This window comes from Pantoea sp. JGM49, assembly GCF_018257655.1.
Taxonomy (GTDB): Bacteria; Pseudomonadota; Gammaproteobacteria; order Enterobacterales; family Enterobacteriaceae; genus Pantoea; species Pantoea communis.
This window is the reverse complement of the sequence record NZ_JAERJM010000001.1, coordinates 163,159-188,200: the sequence shown is the minus strand read 5'-3', so window position 1 is coordinate 188,200 and position 25,042 is coordinate 163,159. Positions and strand designations below refer to the sequence as shown.

At 56.2% G+C, this 25,042-nt stretch carries 25 protein-coding genes; 10 read left to right on the top strand and 15 right to left on the bottom strand.

Features of this window, described 5'->3' with window-relative positions; translation table 11 throughout:
* Positions 1-66 precede the first annotated feature (66 nt).
* A complete protein-coding gene (locus JK231_RS01040) occupies positions 67-630 on the top strand; it encodes a methyltransferase domain-containing protein (protein ID WP_211727972.1) in 564 nt (187 codons plus the stop codon).
* Here JK231_RS01040 and JK231_RS01035 read toward each other — a convergent pair.
* Positions 618-1,337 (bottom strand): glutamine amidotransferase, encoded by a 720-nt coding sequence (locus tag JK231_RS01035; protein ID WP_058959686.1) that lies wholly within the window; start codon positions 1,335-1,337, stop codon positions 618-620. The two genes, JK231_RS01040 and JK231_RS01035, sit on opposite strands and share 13 nt — an antisense overlap.
* Positions 1,338-1,528: 191 nt before the next feature.
* Between JK231_RS01035 and JK231_RS01030 the strand changes: the two genes are divergently transcribed.
* Positions 1,529-2,413, top strand: a complete 885-nt coding sequence (locus JK231_RS01030; protein WP_211727805.1) for an EamA family transporter — start codon at positions 1,529-1,531, stop codon at positions 2,411-2,413.
* Between the two features lie 47 nt (positions 2,414-2,460).
* Positions 2,461-3,822 (top strand): CoA transferase, encoded by a 1,362-nt coding sequence (locus JK231_RS01025; RefSeq protein ID WP_160832519.1) that lies wholly within the window; start codon positions 2,461-2,463, stop codon positions 3,820-3,822.
* Here the strand turns inward: JK231_RS01025 and JK231_RS01020 are convergent, their stop codons facing one another.
* From JK231_RS01020 to ghrA, 3 genes are read right to left on the bottom strand one after another with little or no spacing between them, the layout of a single operon-like run.
* On the bottom strand, positions 3,823-4,383 hold the full coding sequence (locus JK231_RS01020) for a molecular chaperone (RefSeq protein WP_211727804.1): 561 nt from the start codon (positions 4,381-4,383) through the stop codon (positions 3,823-3,825).
* Positions 4,384-4,409: 26 nt separating this feature from the next.
* Positions 4,410-5,147, bottom strand: a complete 738-nt coding sequence (locus JK231_RS01015) for a phosphatase (RefSeq protein ID WP_160832518.1) — start codon at positions 5,145-5,147, stop codon at positions 4,410-4,412.
* A 24-nt stretch (positions 5,148-5,171) separates the two neighbouring features.
* Positions 5,172-6,110, bottom strand: a complete 939-nt coding sequence (gene ghrA / locus JK231_RS01010; RefSeq protein ID WP_211727803.1) for a glyoxylate/hydroxypyruvate reductase GhrA — start codon at positions 6,108-6,110, stop codon at positions 5,172-5,174.
* Between the two features lie 207 nt (positions 6,111-6,317).
* Here ghrA and treA point away from each other — a divergent pair, with 207 nt between their 5' ends.
* Both treA and JK231_RS01000 read left to right on the top strand, forming a co-directional pair.
* The gene (treA, locus tag JK231_RS01005; RefSeq protein WP_211727802.1) at positions 6,318-7,997 is read left to right on the top strand and encodes an alpha,alpha-trehalase TreA; all 1,680 of its coding nucleotides are present in this window, start codon (positions 6,318-6,320) and stop codon (positions 7,995-7,997) included.
* A gap of 398 nt (positions 7,998-8,395) precedes the next feature.
* Positions 8,396-10,492, top strand: coding sequence for a TonB-dependent siderophore receptor (locus tag JK231_RS01000; RefSeq protein ID WP_097119208.1), 2,097 nt, complete (start codon positions 8,396-8,398; stop codon positions 10,490-10,492).
* 61 nt (positions 10,493-10,553) lie between these two features.
* Here the strand turns inward: JK231_RS01000 and JK231_RS00995 are convergent, their stop codons facing one another.
* Complete coding sequence (locus JK231_RS00995; RefSeq protein ID WP_038647498.1) at positions 10,554-10,802, bottom strand: GlsB/YeaQ/YmgE family stress response membrane protein; 249 nt, start codon at positions 10,800-10,802, stop codon at positions 10,554-10,556.
* A 186-nt stretch (positions 10,803-10,988) separates the two neighbouring features.
* On the opposite strand from JK231_RS00995, the gene JK231_RS00990 reads away from it, so the two are divergent.
* Both JK231_RS00990 and JK231_RS00985 read left to right on the top strand, forming a co-directional pair.
* Positions 10,989-11,723 (top strand): flagellar brake protein, encoded by a 735-nt coding sequence (locus JK231_RS00990; RefSeq protein ID WP_160832514.1) that lies wholly within the window; start codon positions 10,989-10,991, stop codon positions 11,721-11,723.
* 89 nt (positions 11,724-11,812) lie between these two features.
* Complete coding sequence (locus JK231_RS00985) at positions 11,813-12,940, top strand: mechanosensitive ion channel family protein (protein ID WP_211727801.1); 1,128 nt, start codon at positions 11,813-11,815, stop codon at positions 12,938-12,940.
* A gap of 34 nt (positions 12,941-12,974) precedes the next feature.
* Here JK231_RS00985 and JK231_RS00980 read toward each other — a convergent pair whose 3' ends face one another.
* From JK231_RS00980 to JK231_RS00950, 7 genes are all read right to left on the bottom strand, one after another.
* Positions 12,975-14,462, bottom strand: coding sequence for an FGGY-family carbohydrate kinase (locus tag JK231_RS00980; RefSeq protein ID WP_211727800.1), 1,488 nt, complete (start codon positions 14,460-14,462; stop codon positions 12,975-12,977).
* Between the two features lie 2 nt (positions 14,463-14,464).
* Positions 14,465-15,409, bottom strand: a complete 945-nt coding sequence (locus JK231_RS00975; RefSeq protein ID WP_097119205.1) for a transketolase C-terminal domain-containing protein — start codon at positions 15,407-15,409, stop codon at positions 14,465-14,467.
* Positions 15,402-16,232, bottom strand: a complete 831-nt coding sequence (locus JK231_RS00970) for a transketolase (RefSeq protein ID WP_034821964.1) — start codon at positions 16,230-16,232, stop codon at positions 15,402-15,404. Before JK231_RS00970 ends, JK231_RS00975 begins: the two co-directional genes overlap by 8 nt.
* A 197-nt stretch (positions 16,233-16,429) precedes the next feature.
* Positions 16,430-17,530, bottom strand: a complete 1,101-nt coding sequence (locus JK231_RS00965) for an ABC transporter permease (RefSeq protein ID WP_034821966.1) — start codon at positions 17,528-17,530, stop codon at positions 16,430-16,432.
* Between the two features lie 2 nt (positions 17,531-17,532).
* Positions 17,533-19,047 carry a sugar ABC transporter ATP-binding protein gene (locus JK231_RS00960; RefSeq protein ID WP_097119204.1) on the bottom strand — a complete coding sequence of 505 codons (1,515 nt, stop codon included), beginning with the start codon at positions 19,045-19,047 and terminating at the stop codon, positions 17,533-17,535.
* Positions 19,047-19,658, bottom strand: coding sequence for a DUF2291 family protein (locus JK231_RS00955; RefSeq protein WP_211727799.1), 612 nt, complete (start codon positions 19,656-19,658; stop codon positions 19,047-19,049). The genes JK231_RS00960 and JK231_RS00955 overlap by 1 nt, the downstream gene beginning before the upstream one ends.
* A 13-nt stretch (positions 19,659-19,671) precedes the next feature.
* A complete protein-coding gene (locus JK231_RS00950; protein ID WP_211727798.1) occupies positions 19,672-20,613 on the bottom strand; it encodes a D-ribose ABC transporter substrate-binding protein in 942 nt (313 codons plus the stop codon).
* Positions 20,614-20,796: 183 nt separating this feature from the next.
* Between JK231_RS00950 and JK231_RS00945 the strand changes: the two genes are divergently transcribed.
* Entirely contained in the window at positions 20,797-21,744 is a 948-nt protein-coding gene (locus JK231_RS00945; RefSeq protein WP_097119202.1) for a sugar-binding transcriptional regulator, read from the top strand.
* Between the two features lie 59 nt (positions 21,745-21,803).
* Here the strand turns inward: JK231_RS00945 and emtA are convergent, their stop codons facing one another.
* Positions 21,804-22,433 carry a membrane-bound lytic murein transglycosylase EmtA gene (gene emtA, locus JK231_RS00940; protein ID WP_075564066.1) on the bottom strand — a complete coding sequence of 210 codons (630 nt, stop codon included), beginning with the start codon at positions 22,431-22,433 and terminating at the stop codon, positions 21,804-21,806.
* Positions 22,434-22,596: 163 nt separating this feature from the next.
* Here emtA and ldcA point away from each other — a divergent pair, with 163 nt between their 5' ends.
* Together ldcA and JK231_RS00930 are read left to right on the top strand one after the other, a co-directional pair.
* Positions 22,597-23,520 carry a muramoyltetrapeptide carboxypeptidase gene (ldcA, locus tag JK231_RS00935; RefSeq protein WP_211727797.1) on the top strand — a complete coding sequence of 308 codons (924 nt, stop codon included), beginning with the start codon at positions 22,597-22,599 and terminating at the stop codon, positions 23,518-23,520.
* A gap of 23 nt (positions 23,521-23,543) precedes the next feature.
* Positions 23,544-24,206 carry an MBL fold metallo-hydrolase gene (locus JK231_RS00930; RefSeq protein ID WP_038647517.1) on the top strand — a complete coding sequence of 221 codons (663 nt, stop codon included), beginning with the start codon at positions 23,544-23,546 and terminating at the stop codon, positions 24,204-24,206.
* Here the strand turns inward: JK231_RS00930 and JK231_RS00925 are convergent, their stop codons facing one another.
* Together JK231_RS00925 and JK231_RS00920 are read right to left on the bottom strand one after the other, a co-directional pair.
* Positions 24,207-24,620, bottom strand: coding sequence for a GNAT family N-acetyltransferase (locus tag JK231_RS00925; RefSeq protein WP_211727796.1), 414 nt, complete (start codon positions 24,618-24,620; stop codon positions 24,207-24,209).
* A 22-nt stretch (positions 24,621-24,642) separates the two neighbouring features.
* A complete protein-coding gene (locus tag JK231_RS00920; RefSeq protein WP_211727795.1) occupies positions 24,643-25,026 on the bottom strand; it encodes a hypothetical protein in 384 nt (127 codons plus the stop codon).
* Positions 25,027-25,042 lie beyond the last annotated feature (16 nt).

Sequence of the window (25,042 nt, the reverse complement as noted above, 5' to 3'; positions counted from 1 at the left end):
GCGAAAAGCGAAACAAACGCAATGAATTTGGTCAATATGAAACAGGATACTCATCAGGAGAAAGAGATGTTGGCTTCAGCCCTGACGTTAATGCGCGCCAAAGCGAACTTTGTTCAGCAATTTATTCGAAACCCGCGCAAGATGGGCAGCATCACGCCCTCCTCTGCTGCGCTGTGCCGCACCATGTGCGATGCCGCCAACTGGGATCACAGCCTGCATATCGCCGAACTGGGTGCCGGTGACGGCGTGTTAACCCGTCATATTCTGGACAGAATGTCGCCGCAGGCTCAATTAGATGTGTTCGAGATCAGTCCAGATTTAGTGAAGAGTTTGCGCGCGTGGAGCGATCCGCGCATGCAGGTGCGTGCGTGCTCAGCCGAGTACTTGTCGGGTGAATACGATGTGATCTTTTCCGGCCTGCCGCTGCTGTCGCTGCCGCCGGAAACGCGCGAAGCGATTCTGAGCGCCGTGCACGATGTATTGGGCCCGCGCGGTGTATTTATCCAGTTTCAATACACCTCATTGACCCAACCTACCCTGTCACGTTACTTCACCTGGCAGCGCCAGCGGGTGCTGAAAAATATGCCGCCCGCCTGGGTTTATCGCTGCACACGGCATTACGCGCCCTGAGCCTGCACGCGCGGCTGCGGCCGCGTTTGCTGCCAGAATCTTTGGAGCAACTCACGTGACCAATCCTCACCGGCGACCTGCGCGCCATCATCACTCACGCCTTCCGGTAAGCAGGTGGTCATGATTTCGCGGGTAAACTCCGGGTGGAACTGCACCGACAGCGCCTGCGGGGAATAACGTAAAATCTGGCAGCCATCCAGCTCGGAACGTGCCAATACTTCAGCCTGCGACGGCGGCGTAATCACCGACTGACGATGTGACAACCACGCCTGGAATTCACCTGGTAACGTCGCTAACCAGGGATCATCACTGGCAGTGTGGGTCAGGGTTTTCAAGCCGCGCTCCCAGCCGTTCGGGTTATCACCCACTTTGCCGCCCAGCGCATACGCCATCAGCTGATGACCGTAACAGACGCCCAGCAGCGGCAGCTCCGCTTCCAGCGCACCACGGATCCATGCGGCCGTGCGTTCGCTCCAGTCGGCGTGGTCGGTGACCATTGCCCAGGAGCCGCTGAGAATCGCGCCGCTGACGCGATCAAACGCCGGCAACTCTTCGCCAAGATGCGGACGGACAATCACATAGTCTTCAGGCTGCAGTTGCAGCGCATCAATAAACCAGACGGGTTGTTCACCAATTTGCGCCACAACCTGCGGTGGCGGCACTTCGAGTTGAATCAGAGCAAGGGGTAACGCGCGGGTGTGTGTCATTCCGAATTCATTCCTTAACGGAGTCAGCTTTCGGACATCCACTTTGACAGGAAATCAGTGACCTGTCTTATTTTTTTCCTGCATAAGCTCATGCCATAACGAAAAATATTTTTGCACAATGTCACAGAAATGTACGGCTTCGTGCCATGATTAGCCGGTGATTACCCCCCTTTCATGTGAAGGATGACATTGTGGCAGTGCGGCATTTCTTTATGGTTCTGATGGTGGTCTCCATCTGGGCTTTCAATAACGTGGCAGTGAAGTGGGGATTGCTGGAACTTCCGCCGCTGTTCCTCACCTGGATGCGCTTTGTGGTGGTGGCGATTGTACTGGTGCCGTTCTGCCGAATTACGCGCGAACAGCTGCCATGGCTGCTCACCCTTGCCTTCACCTTTGGCTTTATGCACTTCTCGCTGCTGTTTGTCGGCATGCGCTTTACCGATGCCGGCACCGGTGCGATTGTGGTGCAGCTTGGTACGCCGATTGCCATGTTGCTGGCAATGCTGGTGCTAAAAGAGAAGCTGACGCTGGTACAGCTGTTTGGTATTGCGATCTCTTTAAGTGGCGTGGCGGTGCTCTCCGGCAGCCCCACGATTCCGGCGTGGTGGGTCTTATGCATCTTGTTGTGCAGCGCCTTTGGCTGGGCCATCAGCAATATGATCGTGAAGAAATCGCCGCCGATAAAACCGCTGACGCTCACCGGTTGGATCTCCTTCCTCGCCGTGCCGATTGTCGGTGCCGCTTCCTGGCTCACCGAATCGCACCAGTTTTACGCCTTAAGTCATGCGGGCTGGCGCGGCTGGTTTGGTATTCTTTACAGCGCGCTGGCTTCCTCGATTGTGGCTTATACCCTGTGGTATTCGTTGCTGAAAAAGTACAACGTCAACTTAATCATGCCTTACTCGCTGCTCACGCCCGTGCTGGCCGTGTTGATGGGCGTAATTGTGCTGGGCGATAGCATGAACAGCTTCAAAATTCTCGGGGCGTCTCTGGTAGTGCTCGGTACCGCCATTGCGGTGATCAACCTGCGTAATCTGCGCATGCACGCGCGCTTTCCTCGCCTGCGCCGCCGTTAAATTCTCTCTGCTATGCTTGAGTCTCGCGCGTTTTCCGGAGACTCAATATGGATACTCAATCTGCTGCCGCGTTATGGCAGCAACTGTGGCAAGGATTGCGTGGCGCGGAACCCCTTCCCGCGCTCAGCTTTCTCCAGCCCGATACCTTTTCTTCCGCGTTTGCCGTCAGTGAACTGGCCGCCACCAGCATCGGGTTGGCAAGCCAGGCAGTGAGCGATTTACTCGGGCAATCGGCCCCGGTTAGCGTCAATGTAAGGCTCGCCTCTCGCTGGTTTCAGCACAGCCTCACGCCGCTAAATCGCTCACCCGCCGCGCTCTGGGATCCCTTTGCAGGCGATTACGCCACCGCCGATGGCTGGATCCGTCTGCACACCAACGCTCCGCATCATCGCGCCGCCATGGAGCAGGTGCTGGGCCAACACGCCGACCGCGCCGCATTAGCGCAGCGGGTGTCTCAGTGGCAAGCGGCCGCGCTGGAGCAGGCCGTGATTGAGGCTGGCGGCTGTGCTGCGCAGATGCGCAGTGAGCAACAGTGGTTGCAGCACCCGCAAGGGCTGGCCGTCAGCAGTGAAGCGCTGATCGCCCAACAGGCCACGGGGGATGCCCCAACGCCCGGCTGGCAACTGCAGCCTGCTCGTCCGCTGCTCGGCGTGCGTGTGCTGGATCTGACGCGCATTATCGCCGGGCCGGTCGCCACGCGTTTTCTCGCCAGCCTTGGCGCGCAGGTTTTACGTATCGATCCTTACGGCTGGGAAGAGCCAACATTGGAGGAGGAGATCACCTGCGGCAAACGCTGCGCACGGCTCGATCTCAAATCCAGAGCGGGCGTTGAGCAGCTGCGCGATCTAATCAAACACGCTGATGTGCTGGTGCATGGTTATCGCGCGGATGCGCTGGAAAAGCTGGGGCTGGATGCCGAGTCACGGCGCAAACTGTCGCCCGGATTGGTGGATGTCAGTCTCAATGCGTGGGGCTGGGGCGGACCATGGCGCAATCGTCGCGGCTTTGACAGTCTGGTGCAGATGGGATGCGGCATTGCCGAACAGGGCATGGTCTGGCGTGGTAACATCAAACCGACACCGCTGCCGGTGCAGGCGCTCGATCACGCCACTGGCTATATGATGGCCGCCGCTGTGCTGGAAGGGATGCGTCAACGTCGGGAAAATCACGTTGGCTGGCAGGCACGCCTATCGCTGGCGCGCACCGCCAGGCTATTGCAACAGTTTGGCGCGTCACCGCAACAGCCGCAGCATGGCATTACCGCGCAGCACGACGATGCCCTGCCGACAGTTGAGATCAATACGTGGGGGATTGCCGAAAGGTTGCGTGCCGCTGCATACCTGCCCGGCACGCCGATGATCTGCGCCACGCCGGGCGTCAAGCTCGGCAGCAGCGCAGCCAGCTGGTAATCAGGCTTCTTCGTCGTTGCCTTCGTTCAGCTCGTCGTACATTGCCTGAATAGCTTCACGGCTCAGCGCGGCCAGCGTGCGGTAGAACGCGCTGGTCGCGTGGGCTTCCACTTTGCCGAGGAACGCGCCGCACCACGGCAGCAGATAGTCGTCGAACAGCGCTAATTGCGCAGCAAACTCATCCTCCGCGGACTGATCTTCCAGCCACGAGGCCGCCAGCAGCAGTACGCCAAAATGGTCGGCTGGCGCGTCGCTTAACGGCATGCCACGTGAAGAGAGAAACGCACGCACATCCGCTTCTTGCGGGCCGTTTGGCCATTGTGAGGCGTAAGGCGGTACGCTGCATTCGCTGCCGACGAACAGTGCGTTGTAATCCGCCGCCAGGGCCTGCGGATCGCTATTCTGCTGCAGACGTGTTAACAGTTCATCCTGCTCCAGCGGCCACTGAGCCTTCAGTTTGCCTTCACGCAGCATGGAGAAGAGCGGCACCAGCAATGGATCTTGTGGCTGGCGGTTGAACAGCGAGCCGATGACGCGGCAGAGAATGGAAAACTCATTCATGCAACAGAATTCCTTGAGGCTAAAAGTTAAAAGTCCGCAAATTCAGCAATGTGCTTACCGGTTCGCTGTTGGAGAAAGTCGAGCAGGCGGCGCGGCGTGACATTTAACACGCGATCCTCGGGAAAATCCACTTCACGCGTAATGCGGATGCAGTGTTCGAAATGACCGAGGGTAAAGGCGGTGTGCGAATCCGACCCAAACGCCAGACGCCCGCCGGCATCACGCACCGCTTCAGCGATGGCGCGGCAGTTGGGTTCACTGCCCGGACGCGAATGGGTAAAAGAGGAGTTATTGATCTCCAGCGCCACATCATAATGCGCGGCGGCTTCGGCAATGGCGCGGATATCCACCGGGAATTTCGGGTTGCCAGGATGTGAAATAATGTGCACCAGCCCGCCCGCCATCGCGGCAATCATCGCTTCCGTGTGATGCGCTTTATCACGCGGTGCGTACACCGGCTCATGGAAACCGGCCACAATCAGATCCAGCGCATCCAGCATCGGGCCGCTGCAGTCAATGTCGCCTTGCTGGTTTTTGATGTTGGCTTCAATACCACGCAAAACGCCTACGCCATCAATCACGCGTGGCCAGATGCGCATATTAACGAAGTGCCAGTAGTGCGGCGCATCCGCCATATCCGGGCCGTGATCGGTGATGGCAAACAGCTTCAGGCCATTCTGCTTCGCCTGCACCACATAATCATGCAGTGTGCTGTATGCGTGGGTACTGGCAACGGTGTGCATATGCAAATCGACGGGATACATCCTCTTCTCCTGACTCAATGTGAATTAATAACCGCGCTGGCGATCAACTAAACCACCCGGCTGATCCCCTTGATCCAGAGCAAGTATGGCACCGGCAATGAAATCCATCGCCTCGCCGGGCAACGTGATAGCCGCAGTATGTGGCGTCAATGTGACATGTGGATGAGACCAGAGCGGGTGATCCGCCGGCAGTGGCTCGGTCTGGAACACATCCAGCGCCGCGCCCGCCAGTTGCCCGCTGTTCAGCGCCGCCAGCAGATCGGCTTCCACCACATGCGCGCCACGCGCCAGATTGAGGAAAAAGGCCCCGTGCGGTAACACGCGCAGCAACTTTTCATCGATCAGGTTGGTGGTTTCCGGCGTGGTGGGCAGCAGATCGATCAGCACCTGAGTGCCATCCAGAAACGCATCCAGCTGATCGCGACCGTGGAAGGTTTGCACGCCCTCAATCTGCTTAGCCGAGCGGCTCCAGCAACGCAGCGGGAAGCCCCACTGGCGCAAACTTTCGAGCACACTACTGCCCAGTACGCCCGCACCGAGCACGCCGATGGTGAAGTTGGCGCGGTCTGCTGTGTCGAGTGGCTGCCAGTTTGCCTGTTGCTGCTGCTGGCGGTAGTCGGCAAAACGGCGGAACCAGCCTAGCACGCACCAGTTGGCGTATTCCTGCATCTGTCGCGCCATGCCGGTATCTTCGAGACGGAACAGCGGCACGTCATCGGCTAACATTTCCGGATGGGCGCGCAGTTGCTTAAGAATTTCGTCGACGCCCGCGCCCATGGCAAACACACCTTTCAATGGACGACCAGCCAGCATCTCGGTGGGTGGCGAACGCACGATGGCATAATCCGCCGGATCCGTATCGCCCGGCTGCCAGTAGCGCACGTTGGCTTGCGGTAAACGCTGACGTAGTCCCGCTAGCCAGCGATCGGGGGCTTGCGACGGGTGATACCAGATGATCTCCATACAGCTCTCCTTTTTTTCCTTCAGCCTCAGGCAAATAGCGCTTCAGGGCAAGCAAAAACCTTAAGGTTAATGCAATTTCTTGCGTGATTAATTCCCGCGGCTTCACATTTCCATGGCCTGAGGCGGCTAAGCGGCGCGTTAGCGACTAAAGTTGTTCGGGTGGTCAATGTGTTAGCGCACCACCTTTTCGGACAAGGAGAAAAACCGATGATAAAAAATGTCAAATTCACCCCCGCGCCACTGACATTCTTACTGAGCGCGGCGCTGCTGGCCAGCGCCTCTGTTGCGCAGGCGGAAGATACCAGCCGAATGCTAAGCAGCCAGCCACAGCCGCCCGATATCCGCCTGGGGCCTCTGTTTAATGCGGTACAGCAGGCAAAATTTTATCCGGATCAGAAAACCTTTGCCGATGCGGTTCCGAAGTACAATCCCTCCTCGATACTGGCGGACTGGCAGATGCAAAAGAGCCAGCGCAATTTCGACCTGAAGCATTTCGTGGACGCTAATTTCACCCTGCCTAAAGAGCAGGACAAATACGTGCCGCCTGCAGGACAAAGCCTGCGTGAACATATCAACGGCCTGTGGCCGGTGCTGACACGATCGACACCGACCGCCAGCCAGTATGATTCCCTGTTGCCACTGCCGAAACCCTATGTGGTCCCCGGCGGCCGTTTCCGCGAAGTTTATTACTGGGACAGCTACTTCACCATGCTGGGCCTCGCCGAAAGCGGGCACTGGGATCGCGTGCAGGATATGGTGGATAACTTCGCCACCGAACTGGATAAATACGGCCATATCCCGAACGGCAACCGCAGTTATTATCTCAGCCGTTCGCAGCCACCGTTCTTTAGCCTGATGGTGGATCTGCTGGCGACCCATAAAGGTGATGATGTCTATCGCCAGTATTTGCCGCAGTTGCAGAAAGAGTACGACTACTGGATGGCGGACAGCGATAAGGTCGCTGCCGGTCAGGCCAGCAAGCGCGTGATCAAACTAGGCGATGGCACCCTACTCAACCGCTACTGGGACGAACGTGATGCACCGCGCACCGAATCCTGGCTCGACGATGTCAACACTGCCAACAAAGCGCCCGATCGCAATAAACAGCAGGTGTATCGCGATCTGCGTGCCGGTGCGGCTTCTGGTTGGGACTTCAGCTCTCGCTGGTTTACCGATGCCCACAATCTGGCCTCGATCCGCACCACCCAACTGGCACCGGTCGATCTCAATAGCCTGATGTTCCATCTGGAGCAGGTATTGTCCAAAGCCTCGAAACTGGCGAATCAGGATGACAAAGCCAAACAGTTCGCGGCAGATGCTGAGAAACGTCAGGCAGCGATTAATCGTTATCTGTGGGATGAGAAACAGGGCTGGTATGCCGACTATGACTGGCAGAAAAAACACATTCATCCGCAGCTGACCGCCGCTACCTTGTTCCCACTCTATATGCAGGTGGCGAGCGAGAAACAGGCGGACCGCACTGCCAAAGCGGTGGAGAAACAGCTGTTGAAACCTGGCGGTTTGGTGACCACCACCGTGAACAATGGTCAGCAATGGGATGCACCAAATGGCTGGGCGCCTCTGCAATGGGTGGCGGTGGAAGGTCTGGAACATTACAAGCAACCCAAGCTGGCACAGGAAATTGGTCAGCGCTTCCTGCAGAACGTGCAGGCCACTTACGATAAAGAGCACAAGCTGGTTGAAAAGTATGTGGTGGAAGGCGCGCAACTGGGCGGCGGTGGCGGCGGTGAATATCCGTTGCAGGACGGTTTCGGCTGGACCAACGGCGTGACGCTCAAACTACTGGATAAATACTGCCCGAAAGATCACACCTGTAATAACGCGAGCGATATCCCGAATATGCCCGCGCTGAGTGCGGGTAAATAACCCTCTCCCTCTACTTTAAAACCGCTGCTACTGCTTTGTTTGTCAAACGGTAGCAGCGCAATCGGTTCGCACTGTCAAAGCTAAGGTGCTCAATGCCATCATCTCAGGCAGGCGATGTCACCATTTAACGCAGCGAAGTCATCACCTCAGGTCTGCAAACCATCGTGCACCGCGACAGAGGGTATGACTGCATCATGAAACCTTTTCTCACATAAAGCCGCGCTCGCTACGCCACCGCTCCTGTTCATTTCCTCACAATCTCTTTCACTCACATTAACAACTTGAAACACACCCACTAAAAGATAATAATTCTCACTCTTAATTTTAATCGTATTCTCAATTTTCGGCATTGCCGATTGAGTGCTGCTTTTGTTCTGCTTCCCGTTAAAGGATTTCCAATGACGCTTTTTACCCTTAATCGTACCCGCATGCTCTGTGCACTGGCTCTGGCCCTCCCTGCTGCAACCTTCGCAGAAGAGTCCATCGTCGTCACCGCGCAACCGCAGGAGAGCGCCAACTCACCGACGCAAGGCTATCTCGCCACCCGCAGCAGCGGCGGCAGTAAAACCGATCAGCCGCTGATCACCACGCCGCAGTCCATCTCAGTGGTGACACGTCAGCAGATGGAAGATCAGGGTGCGCAGGATCTCAATCAGGTACTGAACTACACGCCGGGCGTATTCACCAACTTCGGCGGGGCCGCCACTCGCTATGACACCATTGCGCTGCGTGGTTTCCATGGCGGCGATGTCGATAACACCTTCCTGGATGGCTTGCGCATCATGAGTGATGGCGGCAGCTTCAACATCTTGCAGGTAGATAACTGGTTCCTCGATCGCGTTGATGTGATCAAAGGCCCCTCCTCCGCACTTTACGGCCAGACCGTACCAGGCGGATTAGTCAATCAGGTGAGCAAGCGGCCGCAGTTTGCTGAAGAGGGCCATTTCCGCCTGTCTACCGGCACCAACGCCACCAACAGCGCCGCCTTTGACTACACCAATGCGATTAACGATCAGTGGGCTTTCCGTCTCACCGGCATCACGCGTAACAGCGATACGCAATACGATCACACCCGTGAAGAAAAATATGCGATTTCGCCACAGCTGCTGTGGCAACCCAGCGAAGACACCAGTCTGGTGCTGCGTGCCTATCTGCAAAAAGATCCATCCGGCGGTTATCACGGTTCCGTGCCCGCTGAAGGCACGCTTTATAGCCATAATGGCCGCAAGCTGAGTGATGGATTCTATGAGGGCGACAGCGCGCTGGATCAGTTCAAGCGCCACGAGCAGATCTACAGCTACGACTTCTCGCACCGCTTCAATGAAGTGTGGTCTGTATACTCCACCGCCAGCTATAGCCACGCCAATGTCGATCTCGATCAGGTGTATCAGATTGGCTGGGATGCCGCTAACCCGGACCTGCTGACCCGCTACTACTCCGGTGAACGTTCCTCGCTCAGCGCATGGGCCAACGATAACCGTCTGCAGGCCGATTTTGCCACCGGCGCGCTGCAGCATCGGGTGATCCTCGGTGCCGAATACCACCGTTATAAGAATGATTTGAGTAAAGCCAGTGGCTATGCGAGTTCATTAAACCCCTGGACGGGCGAAGCGGTCGGCAGCATGCCGGATTACAGCTGGACCGAACAAACGCGTCGCTATTATCAGACCGGACTCTACTTGCAGGATGAAATGCAGCTCGACCGCTGGCATCTGGATCTCTCTGGTCGTTACGATCGCATCGTCTCCAATAATGGCACCAGCCGTCGCCAGGATGACCACGTCAGCGGCCGTGCTGCGCTGCTGTATGCGTTCGACAGCGGTATTTCACCTTACGTCAGCTGGAGCCAGGCGATTACCCCGGCTTCTTTGACCGACCCAGACGGCAATCAGCTGAAGCCAACCACTTCCGAGCAGTATGAAGCCGGTGTGAAATACCAGCCGGTGGGCACGCGCGATATGTACTCCATCGCGCTGTACGATTTGACGCAGAACGATGTGGCGAACCGCAACGTGGTAGACAGCACCTTTACTCCGTCCGGCAAAGTGCATTCGCAGGGCATTGAGCTGGAAGCCCGCAACCAGCTGACGCCGCGACTCAGCACCATCGCCGGTTACACGCTGAACCATCTGCGTTTCAAAGATTCCGTTGACGGGAATGATGGCCATACGCCTTACGTCACGCCGAACAGCATGGCGTCATTCTGGGGTCACTATCAGTTTGATTACGGCTTGAGCGCCGGCGCAGGCGTGCGTTATATCGGTAAGCAGTGGGCCGATAACGAAAACACCACACGTTTGCCGTCGGTAACGTTGTTTGATGCTTCCGTACGTGCCGATCTCGGTGCGTGGGATTCACAATTGAAAGGAGCTTGGCTGCAGGTGAATGCCAATAACCTGACCGACAAAAAGTATCTCGCCGCCTGCTATGGCACCGGCTATTGCTATCGCGGTGCGGAGCGGACCATTACCGCCACCGTGGGTTACGACTTCTAACCGCCATAAAAAAATCCGCATCCCGTAGGGGATGCGGATTTCATTAAATCAGAGTGTATTGCTAGGTACGCACTTTACGGTAGATCCACAGCACCACAATGGCACCAATCACCGCCACCACGAAGCTGCCAAAGTTGAAACCGTCAACCTTGCCGAAGCCAAACAGGGTACTGATCCAGCCGCCAACCACCGCGCCGACAATCCCTAAAACCACAGTGATGATAAATCCGCCGCCATCTTTACCTGGCATGATCCATTTAGCGATGATCCCGGCAATCAAACCAAAAATAATCCATGAAAGAATACCCATTTACTGCTCCTTACGTTATGAATCAAGGTGTTCACTGCGATTAGTATAGCCGGATATTTTTAATCTGCTTGATGAACATCACAGTAAATAGATAGTTAGCAGGCTAAAGCTTTTTGTCAGAACGTCGATAACAATTCGATAGCCGTGTCACCCGTGATAATAACAATCGGATAAGTGGAGCAGGATGTGAAAGACGCCGATAACGAACAATATCTCAAACGAGGCACCCTTGCTGTTTTAAACGTAATGAAGGATTTGTTGCGTTTCCAGACCCCATTAATGGTCAGTTTTTCGCGCGGTCAATTTATCAGCCGCATGCTGGATGCCGATGAAGATCGCGTGATCTTCGACCTCGGCAGTAATGCACTGGATAACGATTTAGCGCTGCAGGGCGGTGAAGTGAATATCGCGGCAGAAACCCAGGGTGCCAAAGTGGAGTTTGGCTTGATCAAACTGGAGCGCACCGAGTTTGAGGGCTTACCGGCGTTTACTGCCCCGCTGCCTGAGCTGCTGTGGCAGATTCAGCGTCGTGAGTTTTTCCGTGTTTCAGCTCCGATGGAACCGGTGTTTTACTGCCATACGCAGTGGCCGGATGGCAGTAAAGCGCGCTTCCGTTTACAAGATCTCTCTCTCGGTGGCGCAGGTGTCTTGCTGGACGAAAGCTTGCCAGAGGGTCTGAACCGCGGTGATACCTTTAAAAACCTTCGCGTGGAATTGGGCGAATACGGTCATTTTGAGGTCACCGCACAGCTGCTGCACATTGGCGAGCGCAGCATGGTCACCAGCAAGAATGAAACTCGCACAACCCCTCGTCTCAGCTTCCGTTTTACCGCCATTGAGCCCGTACAGGAACGCCAGCTACAGCAAGTGATCTTTGCGCTGGAACGTCTGGCCCGCGACAAAGCGAATCGCTTCCAGTAAATCCCTGCTGGCGCCACAAAAGGCGCCCGCCAGGCTATCCTTTCCTTGCTTTCACTTTTTATCGCCTCCCAGCAAGGAGAATCTCCCCAATGGAAAACTGGCTTTCTGCCCATCGTTTACAACTCATTTTTCTCAATCAAACCTTCTGGATAAACAGCGCCATCATCGTCTTCGGTACCTTGATGATGTATTGGCTGTTACGCACCCTCATCCGCTTTGTATCCAACCGTATTGCGCACTACAGCGAGCAGCGGAATCACCGCGTCACCACACTGTTGGTGGAAATTCTGCGCAGTACCAGCCAGCCTTTGCTGCTGATTTTCTCATTACTGATTGCACTGAGGTTTGTCGACCTACCCGCCAGCTGGAGCGTGACGATTGCACACGGCTGGTTCCTGGCCTTTATTCTGCAAATGACCATGTGGATTGACTGTGGCATCCGGCTCTGGCTACAGAGTTTGCTGCGTGATCCATTGCACGTGCGCAATCCGGTGACCACGGTGATCCTCGGCATTCTGCTGCGGGTGGTGGTGTGGGTGATGATGATGTTGGCAATCCTGTCCAACATGGGCATCAATATTACCGCACTGGTTGCCAGCCTCGGCGTCGGCGGCATTGCGATCGCCCTGGCGATTCAGACGGTGTTGAGTGACGTGTTTGCCTCGCTGGCCATTGGTTTTGACAAGCCCTTTGAGCATGGCGATTTTATTGTGTTTGGCGATGTGGCGGGATCAATCGAACACATTGGTCTGAAAACCACCCGGCTGCGCAGCCTGAGCGGGGAACAGATCGTTTGCTCGAACACCATTTTGCTGCAGCAGACCATCCACAATTACAAACGGATGCAGCAGCGTCGCATCGTGTTTAAGTTCGGCATTAATTACGCTACGCCTGCTGAGAAAGTGCGACAAATTGGTAGCATGGTGAAGGAGATCATTCAGGATGTGCCGGATACTCGTTTTGACCGCGCACATTTCCTCGCTTTTGATGAGTCGCAGCTGACATTTGAAGTGGTCTACTTCGTGCTCAGTGCCGAGTACAACAAGTATATGGACATCCAGCAGGAAATTAACCTCCAGCTGATGGCGCAACTGGAGCAGAAGCAGATTCGTTTTGCTTTCCCAATGCGTCGTGTCGAGTTTACGGGGGGTGTATTACCACGGATTAATCTCAGCGATGCCTCCAATGAATCCTCACCCCAGACGGCACAACGTTAGTGAGCGATGTTCAGGCGGTTACCCCGCCTGAACGCTAATGCGGTTGATAACGACAACGCGCCACCGCATCCAGCCAGCCGCGATAATTCTCTTGCATAATGGTCGCGCGATCGCTGCGCGGCTCAATCACGCTGCCCCCCTTCAACGCCTGCATATCACTGCCCTGCTGCCACCAACCTAATGAACGCCCCGCCAGCAGCGCGGCACCCAGGGCGGAGACTTCAGCGGTAGGGGGACGTTTCAGCGGCCGCTGCAACACGTCTGCCTGCAACTGCATCAGCCAACTGTTTTCGGTTGCCGTGCCATCCACACAGAGCGCGGGTAACTGCACACCACTGGCCTGCTCCATAGCGAAGAACACATCGGCAATCTGGAAGGTGATTGATTCCAGCGCCACGCGCGCCAGCACCTCTGGCGTGGCGGCATCGGTAAGGCCACATACCATGCCGCGCGCCTTCAAATCCCACCAGGGCGCGCCCAGGCCTGACAATGCAGGCACGAAATAGATGCCCTGATTATGCTCGCTGCGTTGCGCCATCGCCGTCAGTTCACGCGGATCGCTGATGCCCAGCATGCGTCCCAGCCAGGCCGCGCCCGAACCGGTATGGGTGATGTTACCTTCAAAGGCAAATCGCAGCGTCCCATCGTGCCACGCCACCGTGGTGCTGAGGCCGTTCTCGGTCAGCAAAGGGGTGGCCATTGACATCATCAGCGATGAACCGGTGCCGTAAGTGGCTTTCACCACTTCTTCGCCTGCACTGCGTTGCGCCTGCAGTGCCGCATGGGAATCGCCAATGCGCGACAAAATGGGCGTACCCGCTTTCAGTCCGGCGATGTCCTGTACCGTGACAACACCCTGCGCACTGGCGGAGGGCACAATATGTGGCAGTGCCGCACGCGGGATATGGAATAACGCCAGCAGTTCGTCATCCCAGTCGCCGCTGTGCAAATTGTAGAGTTGGGTGCGGGCCGCATTAGCGTGATCGGTGACAAAACTTTCGCCGCCGCTTAATTGCCAGCTGAGCCAGCAATCCACTGTGCCGATGCAGAGTTCACCGGCTTGTGCACGCGCCAGTCCATCTGGAATCGTCGCCAGCATCCCGGTGAGTTTGCCTGCGGGAAACATGGGATCGACCGCCAGGCCCGTTAAGCCGGTGATGCGTGGCGCTTTGCCCGCCATGCGTAAATCGCGACAAAAGGCTTCCGAGCGACGATCCTGCCAGCTCACCAGCGGCGTCAGCGGTTGCCCGTCGCGGCGCTGCCAGATCAGCACCGACTCGCGCTGGTTGCTGATCGCGACGGCGGCCACCTCTGCCCCGCCGCACTGCGCCAGACAGCTTTCAATCGCCTGTTTCACCGCCTGCCAGATCGCCAGCGGATGCTGCTCGGCCAATCCCGGCTGGGGATGGGCTAACGTCAGAGGCTGGCTGCCGCGCGCCACCACGTTGCCTGCGCGGTCCACCGCTATGGCTTTCGCGTTAGTGGTACCCTCATCAATTGCCAGTATTAATGGACCCGCCATGTTTACGCTCCTGCACACATGCGCACTGCACTCTTCACCACGCTGGCGGCGTCAATACCATGATGCGCGCGCGTGGAGGCACGATCGCCAGCAATCGCGTATTGACCATCGGGGATGCCCAGACGTAACAGCGGAATTCCGCAGCCGCCTTCAGCCAGCACTTCGGCCACCAGACTGCCGACGCCGCCGTTAACATTGTGCTCCTCTACGGTGATCACCGCCGGATAATGCTTTAACAGCTCTTGCAGCCGTTGGGTATCGCAGGGACGAATTGATGGAATGGCGATCACACCTGCGCTGATTCCCTGTTCCTGTAATTGCTCGGCCGCACTCACCGCCTCATGCACGGTGGAACCCATCGCCACCAGCACGATGTCGTTGCCTTCACGCAACACGTCGATTTGGCCCGGACGGAACTGGTAGTTTTCATCGTGCAGCTGAGGCAGGTCCTTGCCATCCAGACGGATGTAAACCGGCCCCACATGCGCAAGGGCATAATCGATGATCTGGCGGCACTCCAGCGGGCAGGATGGCGCGTAAATCTCGATATTGCCGAAGCCACGCATCACCGCAATATCATCAATGCTGTGGTGGGTGCTGGCCAGCGGGCCGTAACTGGCACCGGCATTCAGGCCAAACAGTTTGACGTTGGTATTGTTGTAACAGACGTCCACTTTTACCTGCTCGTTGGCGCGCGAAATCAGGAACGGAGCTGCATTACAGGTCACCGCCACTTTTCCACCGATTGCCAGACCGGCCGCCGTGCCCACCAGGGTTTGTTCCGCAATGCCAACGTTCACCAACCGATCGGGAAACGCCTTAATGAAAGGCGATATTTTTGCCGTTGAGGTGGAATCTGCCACCACCGGCACCAAATCCACACCGCGATTTACCGCGTCAATAAAGGCTTCCACCATCACCGTGGCCAGGTGTTTTGCATTACTCATCTTTTAATTCCTCCAGTGCCAGTTCGATCTCTTCCCCTTTCGGCACACGGTGATGCCACTCTGGTTTGCCCTGAATAAAGGAGATGCCAAAGCCTTTCTCGGTATGCGCCACAATCACCTGCGGTTTGCCGTTACGTGGCAGGTTTTCAATGGTTTCCACCACGGAAGCCATGTCATTACCGTTGCATTCAGTGACTTCCAGACCGAAGGCTCGCCATTTATCCGGCAGCGGATCGGTGTTCATAATGTCGCGCGTGTGCCCTGCCAGCTGCAGTTTGTTCTTGTCGTTGATGATCACCAGGTTATCGAGGTTGTAGTGCGCCGCCACCAGCGCGGCCTCCCAGTTACTGCCCTCGGCCAGTTCACCGTCGCCTGTGACCACAAAGATGCGGCGGTCGCTGTTGTCTTTTTTCGCCGCCAGCGCAATACCCACCGCCACCGGTAAGCCGTGGCCCAATGCACCGGTGTTGAGTTCCACGCCCGGCGTTTTCTGCCGCACCGGATGGCCCGGCAAATGTGAATCCGAATGCTGATAAGTGGGCAGCCATTCGGTTGGGAAGTAACCCGCCTCCGCCAGCACACAGTAATAGCCGCCGACCGCATGCCCTTTCGACTGGATGTAAATGTCACGCTGGGGATCGTTAGTGCGATCCGGTGCGCAATTCAGGATGCGGAAATAGAGCGCCGTCAGGATTTCGACCTGAGAGAGATCGGCACCGGTATGTCCACCCGCCGGACTACCGGCATTGAGCTGGATGATGCGGCGACGCACAGCGCGCGCTTTCGCTGCCAGGTCCGCCACCGAATATTTGAAAGGATTCATAGACACCTCTGCATTTTAAAGCGTTATTGAATATATATTCACAGCAGGTAAAAAATTTACCCGGATTTTTCCCCTGAATAAGCTGAGTTGCGGGAAGGCGGCCAGCTCGTCAATCCCCCAGGAGCTTACTCAGGTCAGTGACTGGGGTGAGCAAGCGCAACCGACGCACCTGCGGCTCGGCTTATGACGGGTAACAATTAACCTTTGGCCTCACCTTCCTGAATCAATGCCTTCTGCGCCACCACGGCGGCCTTTTGCTGCATGCGGCTTTGCATTTGATCGATGATCACTGCCACGATAATCACGATGCCTTTGATCACCATTTGCCAGAACTCGCTGACGCCCATCATGATCAAGCCATCCGCGAGGAAACCGATGACAAATGCCCCCACCAGCGTGCCGAGAATGGTGCCGCGCCCGCCAGCCAATGAAGTACCGCCCAGCACGACCGCCGCAATCGCATTCATCTCGAATGAGGTGCCGTTCGCCGGATGGCTGGCCACCAGCTGCGAGGAGACCACAATGCCGGCAATCGCCGCACAGAAACCTGAAATGGTGTAAACCCAGATTTTCACCGACTTCACTTTGACGCCCGAGAGTTCCGCTGCACGCTCGTTATCACCAATCGCATACACCTGACGGCCAAACGGCAGGCGACGTGCTACATAGGCAATCACCAGCGCCAGCACCACCATCATCCAGATCGCCCACGGTAAGCCGAGAAAATACCCCGCACCGATTTTGTCGAAACCGGTGTTACCCAGCAGCGGATTGCCCTGCAAGCCGGGGAAGGTTTCGCCGCCGGAGGTCAGCATCGCCGCCCCGCGCAGGATGTACATGGTGCCCAGCGTGCAGATAAACGGGGCCACGTTGTATTTGGTGATGATCCAGCCATTCACCGCGCCAATCAGTCCACCCACCACTAACACCACGGGCACAATCACCCAAACGCTGGGAAAGATGGCGATGCCAAACATCGGCAACACAATGCCTTTGGTAATCAACCAGCCGGCAATCATGCCGCACAAGCCCAGCGTGGCACCGATGGAGAGATCAATACCCGCAGTGATAATCACAAAGGTGATGCCGAGCGCCAGAAACGCATTGATGGCGATGTGTTTGACCATGATCACCATGCTACCCACGGCGAGGAAATCCGGCACGGTGATGGCAAAGAAGCCGACGATGAGGAACAACGCGATAAAGGTGCGCAGTTTTAACAGCAGCAGAATCATGCCTTCACGCGAGTTGAAAACCTTACCTGGCGAAGCGAGCGCCATTGCGCCATTGTTTTTCATGCTCAGAACCCCTGTGCACTTGCTTTAACCAGCGCCGCCTCTTCCGCTTCCGCGCGCGGCAGGTCAGCTGTCAACTTGCCGCCAGACATCACAAGAATGCGATCGGCGACGGCCATAATTTCTTTTAAATCGGAGGTGGAGAACACCACGGCAATGCCCTGCTCTGACAGTTTCACCATCATGCGAAACACTTCCGCTTTGGCACCCACATCAATGCCCCGGCTCGGCTCATCCAGCAGCAGTAAACGTGGATTGGTGAGCAATGAACGGCCAATCACCACTTTCTGCTGGTTGCCGCCACTCAGCGCACTGATCGCCACGTCGGGTGACGATATTTTGATGGCCAGATTGCCTACCGTACTGTTTACCGCTTCGCGTTCAGCTTGTTCGGCGATCACGGTGCGATGCGATAAACGTCGCCACAGGCTGGCAATGGTGAGATTGCTGGCCACAGAGGAGACCGGGAAAATACCGGCCCGTTTGCGATCTTCCGGCACCAGGCTCATGCCCATACGAATACGTTCGGCCGTTGGCAAGCGTGTGGGTAACGGTTTGCTGTCCAGCCACAGTTTGCCGAGATAGTTGCGCTGGCTGCCGAGCAGGCACTCAAACAACTCGGTGCGCCCCGCGCCCATCAGGCCATAAATGCCGACGATCTCCCCGGCGCGCACATTGAAACTGACATCGTCCACCAGCGTATTGCCATGGGCACTGACACAGGTGATGTGCTCGGCTTCCAGCACCGCCGCCCCGAACTGACGATTAGGCGGCAGAAAGTTACTCACCGGTTCGCTGCCGAGCATTTCACGCACGATCCACGGCACATCGATGTCGCTGACCTTCGCTTCCGCCTGAAAGCGACCGTCGCGCAGGATGGTAATCACATCGCCAATCGCCATCAGCTCTTCCAGCCGATGCGAGATATAAATGATGGAAACCCCCTGCCGCGTCAGTTCGCGGATCACGCGGAACAGGATCTCCACTTCGGTTTTGCTCAACGCCGAGGTCGGCTCATCCAGAATTAAGATGTCGGCGTTTTCTGCCAGCGCTTTGGCAATTTCCACCAACTGCTGCTGACCCACTTTCAGGTTGCCGACCATCTCGTCCGGTGAAATTGGCTGGTCGAGACGTTGCAATAACGCAGCCGTGCGTCGCTTCTGTTCAGCTTCGTTAATCGGGCTGATGCCGCGCTGGATTTCCCGTCCCAGAAAGATGTTCTCCGCCACGCTGAGGTTTTCGAACAGGTTGAGTTCCTGATGCACCATGCCGATACCGTGGCGGGCGGCGTCTCGCGTACTGCTCAACACCACTTTTTCGCCGTTAAGGAACATTTCGCCGCTGGTGGGCTGCTGCACCCCGGCGAGGATCTTCATCAGCGTGGATTTACCTGCCCCATTTTCACCGATGATGACGTTCACTTTGCCGCGCCACACGCGATAATCGACACGGTCCAGCGCCAGGGTGCCCGGAAACAACATCGACATCTGTTTGGCCTGCAGGATGATTTCATCGCTCATCATGGATTCCCTTGCTGCAACTGAATCGCCACCACGTCATTCACCTGATTCGGCTCCATACTGACGGCTAACAGCGCCTGCACCGGTTTGCCGACCCAACTGGCATCCACCGGCGGTAGCTGCTGGACGGCATGGCGGTTCAACGCTTTAGTCAGCTGTGCGTATTGCACCTGATTGGTGAACTCTTCAAAGCGATAGCCCGCCGCATCACGAATTGCATTACTGCGCAGTACCGGCCCAATCAACACCTTGACCGGTTTGCCATTGATGGTGACAGTCAGGCTGCGTTCGCGTTCGTTGCTGTTATCAAAGGCGGTGACGGTTCCAGCGGCACGCACAAATACGCTTTCGCTGCCCCCGGCCTTGACGGTATGACTTTTGGTTTCCATATCCGCCCAGCTCAGCGCCTGCTTCTCAGCCGGTTGCTGTACCCGGCTGGCCCAGCTCGATTCGGCGATCTGCTGTGGCGTCTGGTTGCTATAGCCGGGTTTGGCATTCGGATCTTTCGGCATGATGGGATTGCCGTTTGCATCGAGATCCACCACGGTGCAGGCGGTCAATATCAGCGATAAGAGCCCAACCATCAGCCCGGTTGCTGCTTTTCCCTTCATGCCGACCTCCGTCTCATTGCGCCAGGTTGAAGTTTTTCAGCTTCGCGGCGTTACTGTCGTCGATCAGCACGCAATCCATCAGCTGCTTCTCTTCTTTTTGCGCTTTGCCGTTTTTCAGGTAGTAATCCACCTGCTCAACCGCCATTTGTGCCTGATCCCAGCCTGGTTGCAGCACCGTGGCTTTGATGTTGCCTTTATTGATGATGGAATCGCGCGTGTAGTCGCTGCCGTCAAAGCCCACCACAATTACGTTGGTTTTACCGGCGGCTTTCAGCGCGGCTTCTGCCCCCAGCGCCATGGTGTCATTCCCGGAAATCACCCCGACAATGTTGGGATTTTTCTGCAGAATGGTTTCCATGCGGCTAAAGGCTTCGGTCTGGCTCCAGTTGGCACTCTGCTGCGCCACCATCTTCATATCGGGATAGTCATCCAGCACGTCGTGATAGCCCTGTGAGCGCACGCCCGCGTTGGTATCCGACTCTTTGCCCAGCAGCTCAACGTAGTCGCCTTTGCCGTTCAGCAACTTAGCGAACTTCTCTGCGCCCAACTGCGCGCCCTGATAGTTGTTAGAGACAATCTGCGCCACGGCGACGCCGGTTTTGTTGATCTCGCGGTCAATCAGGAAGGTGGGGATTCCGGCATCTTTGGCTTTTTGCACCGGGCCAACGGTGGCGTCAGCACCGGCGTTATCCAGAATGATCGCTTTGGCTTTACGCGCGATGGCGGTTTCGATCAGCTGGTTCTGTTTGTTCACGTCATCATCGTGCGAGGCCACCAGCGTGGTGTAACCGAGCGCTTTGGCTTTCTCTTGCGCGCCATCGGCTTCAGCTTTAAAGAACGGGTTATCGTGAGAAGGCGTGATGATAGCAATCAAGCCCTTTTCTGCCGCCAGCGTTGCCGCTGAAACTAACATCAGTGAAGCCAGTAGGGTCATTTTGAGGACAGAAGCTTTCATTGATTTTTCTCCGCTTGAATATATATTCAATTGCGATTTTATATGCATAATGACTATGCGCTGGCTTCCTGAACTCGTCCATCGCGCGATCCTGAAAAAGCGAAAACGATCACAAAATGTTCTGCGTTGTTATTTATGACAGCCTGATTAACAATACCAGGCAGGTTAAGAGAGAGAAAAACCATGGCAAAACAGGACGAACAGCGGCTGATGGTAAAAATCGCCACGCTTTATTATGTGGAAGGCATGAAGCAGTCCGATATTGCGCAACTGCTGAAGCTGTCGCAATCCTTTGTGTCACGCATCCTCAATCGCAGCGTGAAAGAAGGCGTAGTGAAAATCAGCGTGGTGCCACCCGCCAATGTCTATCCCGAACTGGAGAAGGCGATTGAGCAGCAGTATCAGCTACCACAGGTGATTGTGGTCGATGTGCCGGATCAGGCTTCCGCGCTGCAAATTAAACAGGCGATTGGCTCAGCAGCGGCGCACTATCTGGAAACCCGCCTGCGCGCCGATGAACTGATCGGCATTTCATCATGGAGTGGCACCATTCGCGCGATGGTGGACGCGTTGCATCCGCTGAGTGCGCCCTGCAAAGGCGTGATCCAGCTGCTTGGTGGGGTGGGTGCGAACGGCAACGTGCAGGCCACCATCCTGACGCAGAATCTTGCGGCGCTGCTGGATTGTCCGGCCTGGCTGCTGCCGTCGCAGTCGATTGAGCATTCAGTGCAGGATCGTCAACGCTTATCAGTAAACCCAGACGTGGCCGTGGTGCTGGAAAAGTTTGATCAAGTGGATCTGGCGATTGTCGGCATTGGCGATCTTGAGCCCTCCGCGCTGCTACGCAATTCCGGCAACTACTATGACGGCGAGATGCTGCGCACGCTGGCCGAGCGCGGTGCGGTGGGCGATATCTGTTTGCATTATTTTGATACTGACGGAAAACCGGTGTTGAACGCCGAGGAAGATCCGGTGATTGGCATGGAGCTGGCGCAGGTTAAACAGTGTGCGCAAGTGGTGGCACTGGCGGGCGGCAAAGAGAAAGCCCAGGCGATTCGCGGAGCGTTGCGCGGTGGATATGTGAAAGTGCTGATTGTGGATTATCCCACCGCACGATTGCTGATGGAATGACCGATTTAACAGGTTGCTTTAAGGCGCGGCCCTGACGAGCCGCGCTTCGCAAAGCCGACTTATCCGATGGTTCGGTAGGCCGTTGTGACCTTCCACAAATAACGTGGTGCCTGTGCCGCCGGATGTTTATCCTGCACATGCTGATAGAATTCGTCCGGCGTCATCGAGTTGATCATCGCAATCGCCCGATCGCGATTCCGTGAGAAGGTGCGCAGCAACGCACCGGCACCGTTGGCGTAAGAAACGATGGTGGCATAACGCAGCGTGAGTGGATTTCGAATACCGGCCAACTCAGAATCCTGCAGCAGCTTGAGATATGCCGCACCGATATCGATATTTCTCGCTGGATCGCGCAATTCCGAAGACGTCGGCTGACCGTGACGTCCCTGAGTGCGATACACAGCACGCCCCGCCGTTGAGGCTTTAATCTGCATCAACCCTACCGCGTTTGAACGGCTGGTAACGGTGGGATTGCCCCCGGATTCGACACTAATAATGGCGCTGATTAACTTCTCATCAACGCCATAATGACTGGCGGCATCTTCGGTAAACATTGACCATGCATCATTCACTTTCGACGGTGGTGCCTGGGTTAATGGCGTATTTTTCTCTGGCACGACCGTTTTTTCTGGCTCACTGGCACAGCCCGCGAGCAACAGCGCAGATAGCATAAGTAGTCGAATTTTCACTGATTTTTGGTTCCGCAATAGAGTTGGCGCAAGCTATCATACCTGGCGCAGCGCAATGCAAAATTACCGTTTATCCTAAATACGTAAAAAACCTTGTGCTGCCGTGACATCGATAACGGATTTCGCCATCATCGGCAGGCCACTTTAAATCAGGATGAACGCTATGCTTTCCCCCCGATCTATTCGTCTGATCGCCCCCTCCGGCTATTGCCATAATCAGGATGCGGCCCAACTTGCAGTGAGTCGTTTACAGGCTCAGGGACATCAGTTGGACAACTTATCAGCGATTACACGCCGCTTCCAGCGTTTTGCGGGCGAAGACGGGGAACGGTTGAATGATGTGAACCAGCTGGCAGCACTGAGCACGCTGCCCGATATTGTGCTGGCGGTGCGCGGTGGGTACGGTGCCTCGCGTTTGCTGGATCAGATTGATTATGTCGCTCTGCAGCGCCGGCTGCTCAATCAACCTATCGCGCTTTGTGGACACAGTGATTTCACCGCGATTCAACTGGCGTTACTGGCGCAAACCGGGCTGGTGACCTTCAGCGGCCCGATGCTGGCCGGCAACTTCGGCGCAGAGGCATTATCCGAATTTACCCTGTCACACTTTTGGCAGGCGCTCTCTTCTCCTACAGTCAATATAGGCTGGCAGACCCACAGCCCGGATGCGGGACGCTGGCAAGGGACCTTGTGGGGTGGCAATCTGGCGATGATCTGCTCCCTGATCGGCACACCCTGGATGCCACAAATTGAAAACGGCATTTTGGTGATCGAGGATGTGAATGAGCATCCTTTCCGCATAGAGCGTATGCTGATTCAACTGCAACAGAGCGGCATTCTGTCGCGCCAGCGGGCGATCATCACCGGCAGTTTCACCAGCACGTCACTGTCGGCTTATGACAATGGTTTCGATTTTGCCAGCGTATGGCAACGCATCCGCGATGAATATCAGCTACCGGTGATCAGCGAACTGGCGTTTGGCCACGATGCCGACACCGTCACGCTGCCGCTGGGTGCCAGCGCCACCTTACAGCTTGAACAGGGCGAAGCACAGCTTGCCTTCACCGGCCACCCGACATTGCGCTAACGTTTTGCCGCAGGAGACCGACATTGAAGCCACTGTACGAAGATTTGTGGATCTCCACCCCGGAATTTCCCGCCGAAGAGACGGCGCAAGATTTAATGATGCATGGCTTTATGCTGCGCCATCCGCGCGGCAATCTGGTCATCGGCCGTGTCGAGCATCCGCTCGATCATGAGTTTCTCAATGATGCGGGCGGGGTGATTCGCCACTACCTCACCCACTGGCATGAAGCCGCGCCCGGCGCCGTGGCGATCCAGCAGCGTTTTAACAGTGCGCTCTACTGTCACAGCCGTTCACTGGGGCCGGTCAGTCTGATTGTCGAACCTGATGAGACCTTCATTCAGCAGGAAAGCCACTTTGGTGATTTCCATCTGCTGCCCACACCCGGCCACACGCCGGGCAGCTGCAGTTACCTTTATCACTCCCCGCTGGGCCAGACCTATCTGTTCGTTGGCGATACCTTGACCTGTGACTACAACCGCTGGATCAGCGTGTTGGTACCGGAGAGTAATCCGCTGGAGTTACAGCAATCACTGGAGCTGTACCGCGCGCTGCGCCCGGATGTCGTGCTGATGAGTACCACGCGTGGTCACTTATCATGGGCCAAAGTCGATTTGCAGAGTTGGCTGGCGGCGATTGATGAGGCAGAGCAATCGCCGCTGGATTTACGCCAGCAGCCACTGATCTAGTTACAGCGATTTACTGAGGTAATGACGCTGATACAGACGCGGATAATTATCGAGGCTAAATCGTAAGGTGTAGCCCATCTTTTCATAGAACGGGCGCGCCTGGAAACTGGCCGTATCAACCTGCGCATAAAGGCAACCACGGGCGCGGGCTTCTGTTTCGGCGGCCTGAATCAACTGTGTGCCAGCGCCCTGCCCACGTAACGCATCGCCGACCCATAGCAGGTCGATGCGCAGCCAGTTACCAAAGGTGGAACCGGTCAACCCGGCCAGCTTGCGGCCAGAAGCATCCTTAATGAAGACGCCAATCGCCTGCATCTCACTGGGATCGATAAAGCGGCTGTTATATTCGGTGAGGCCAAGACGGACGTCATCCAGATCTTGTGCGGTGACGGTGTCGGTTACGCTTAATTGCATCGTCTTCTCCTTTGACTGGCAACTATGAATTGGGGCGCTGGCTATCGTCGTAACGTTCCAGCGAAAGAATTTCCGCATCGCGTTTTTCGGTGCGATTGCAGGGGATGAGTTTATCGCTATCGGCATAGACAAAGAACGTATCGTCATTGTTTTTGTTCACAATCAGCTGATCGCCATTACGAAAACGCGTGATCGCCACTTTATCACCGCCTTGCAAACGCGTGCGCTGTTGCCCTGCTGCAATTTGAAAATGACGTGTTGGCCACATCAGCGTACTTAAACCGTATTCCGCACGCGATACCGTCATGGTCGGGCGCCCCGGACAGGTAATTTGAAATTCGGATTCGCTCCAGGCCGGCGCGATATGGCACGCCATTAAGCCAACGGCAATAGCTATCGCCTTCATTGGATCTCCGCTGAGG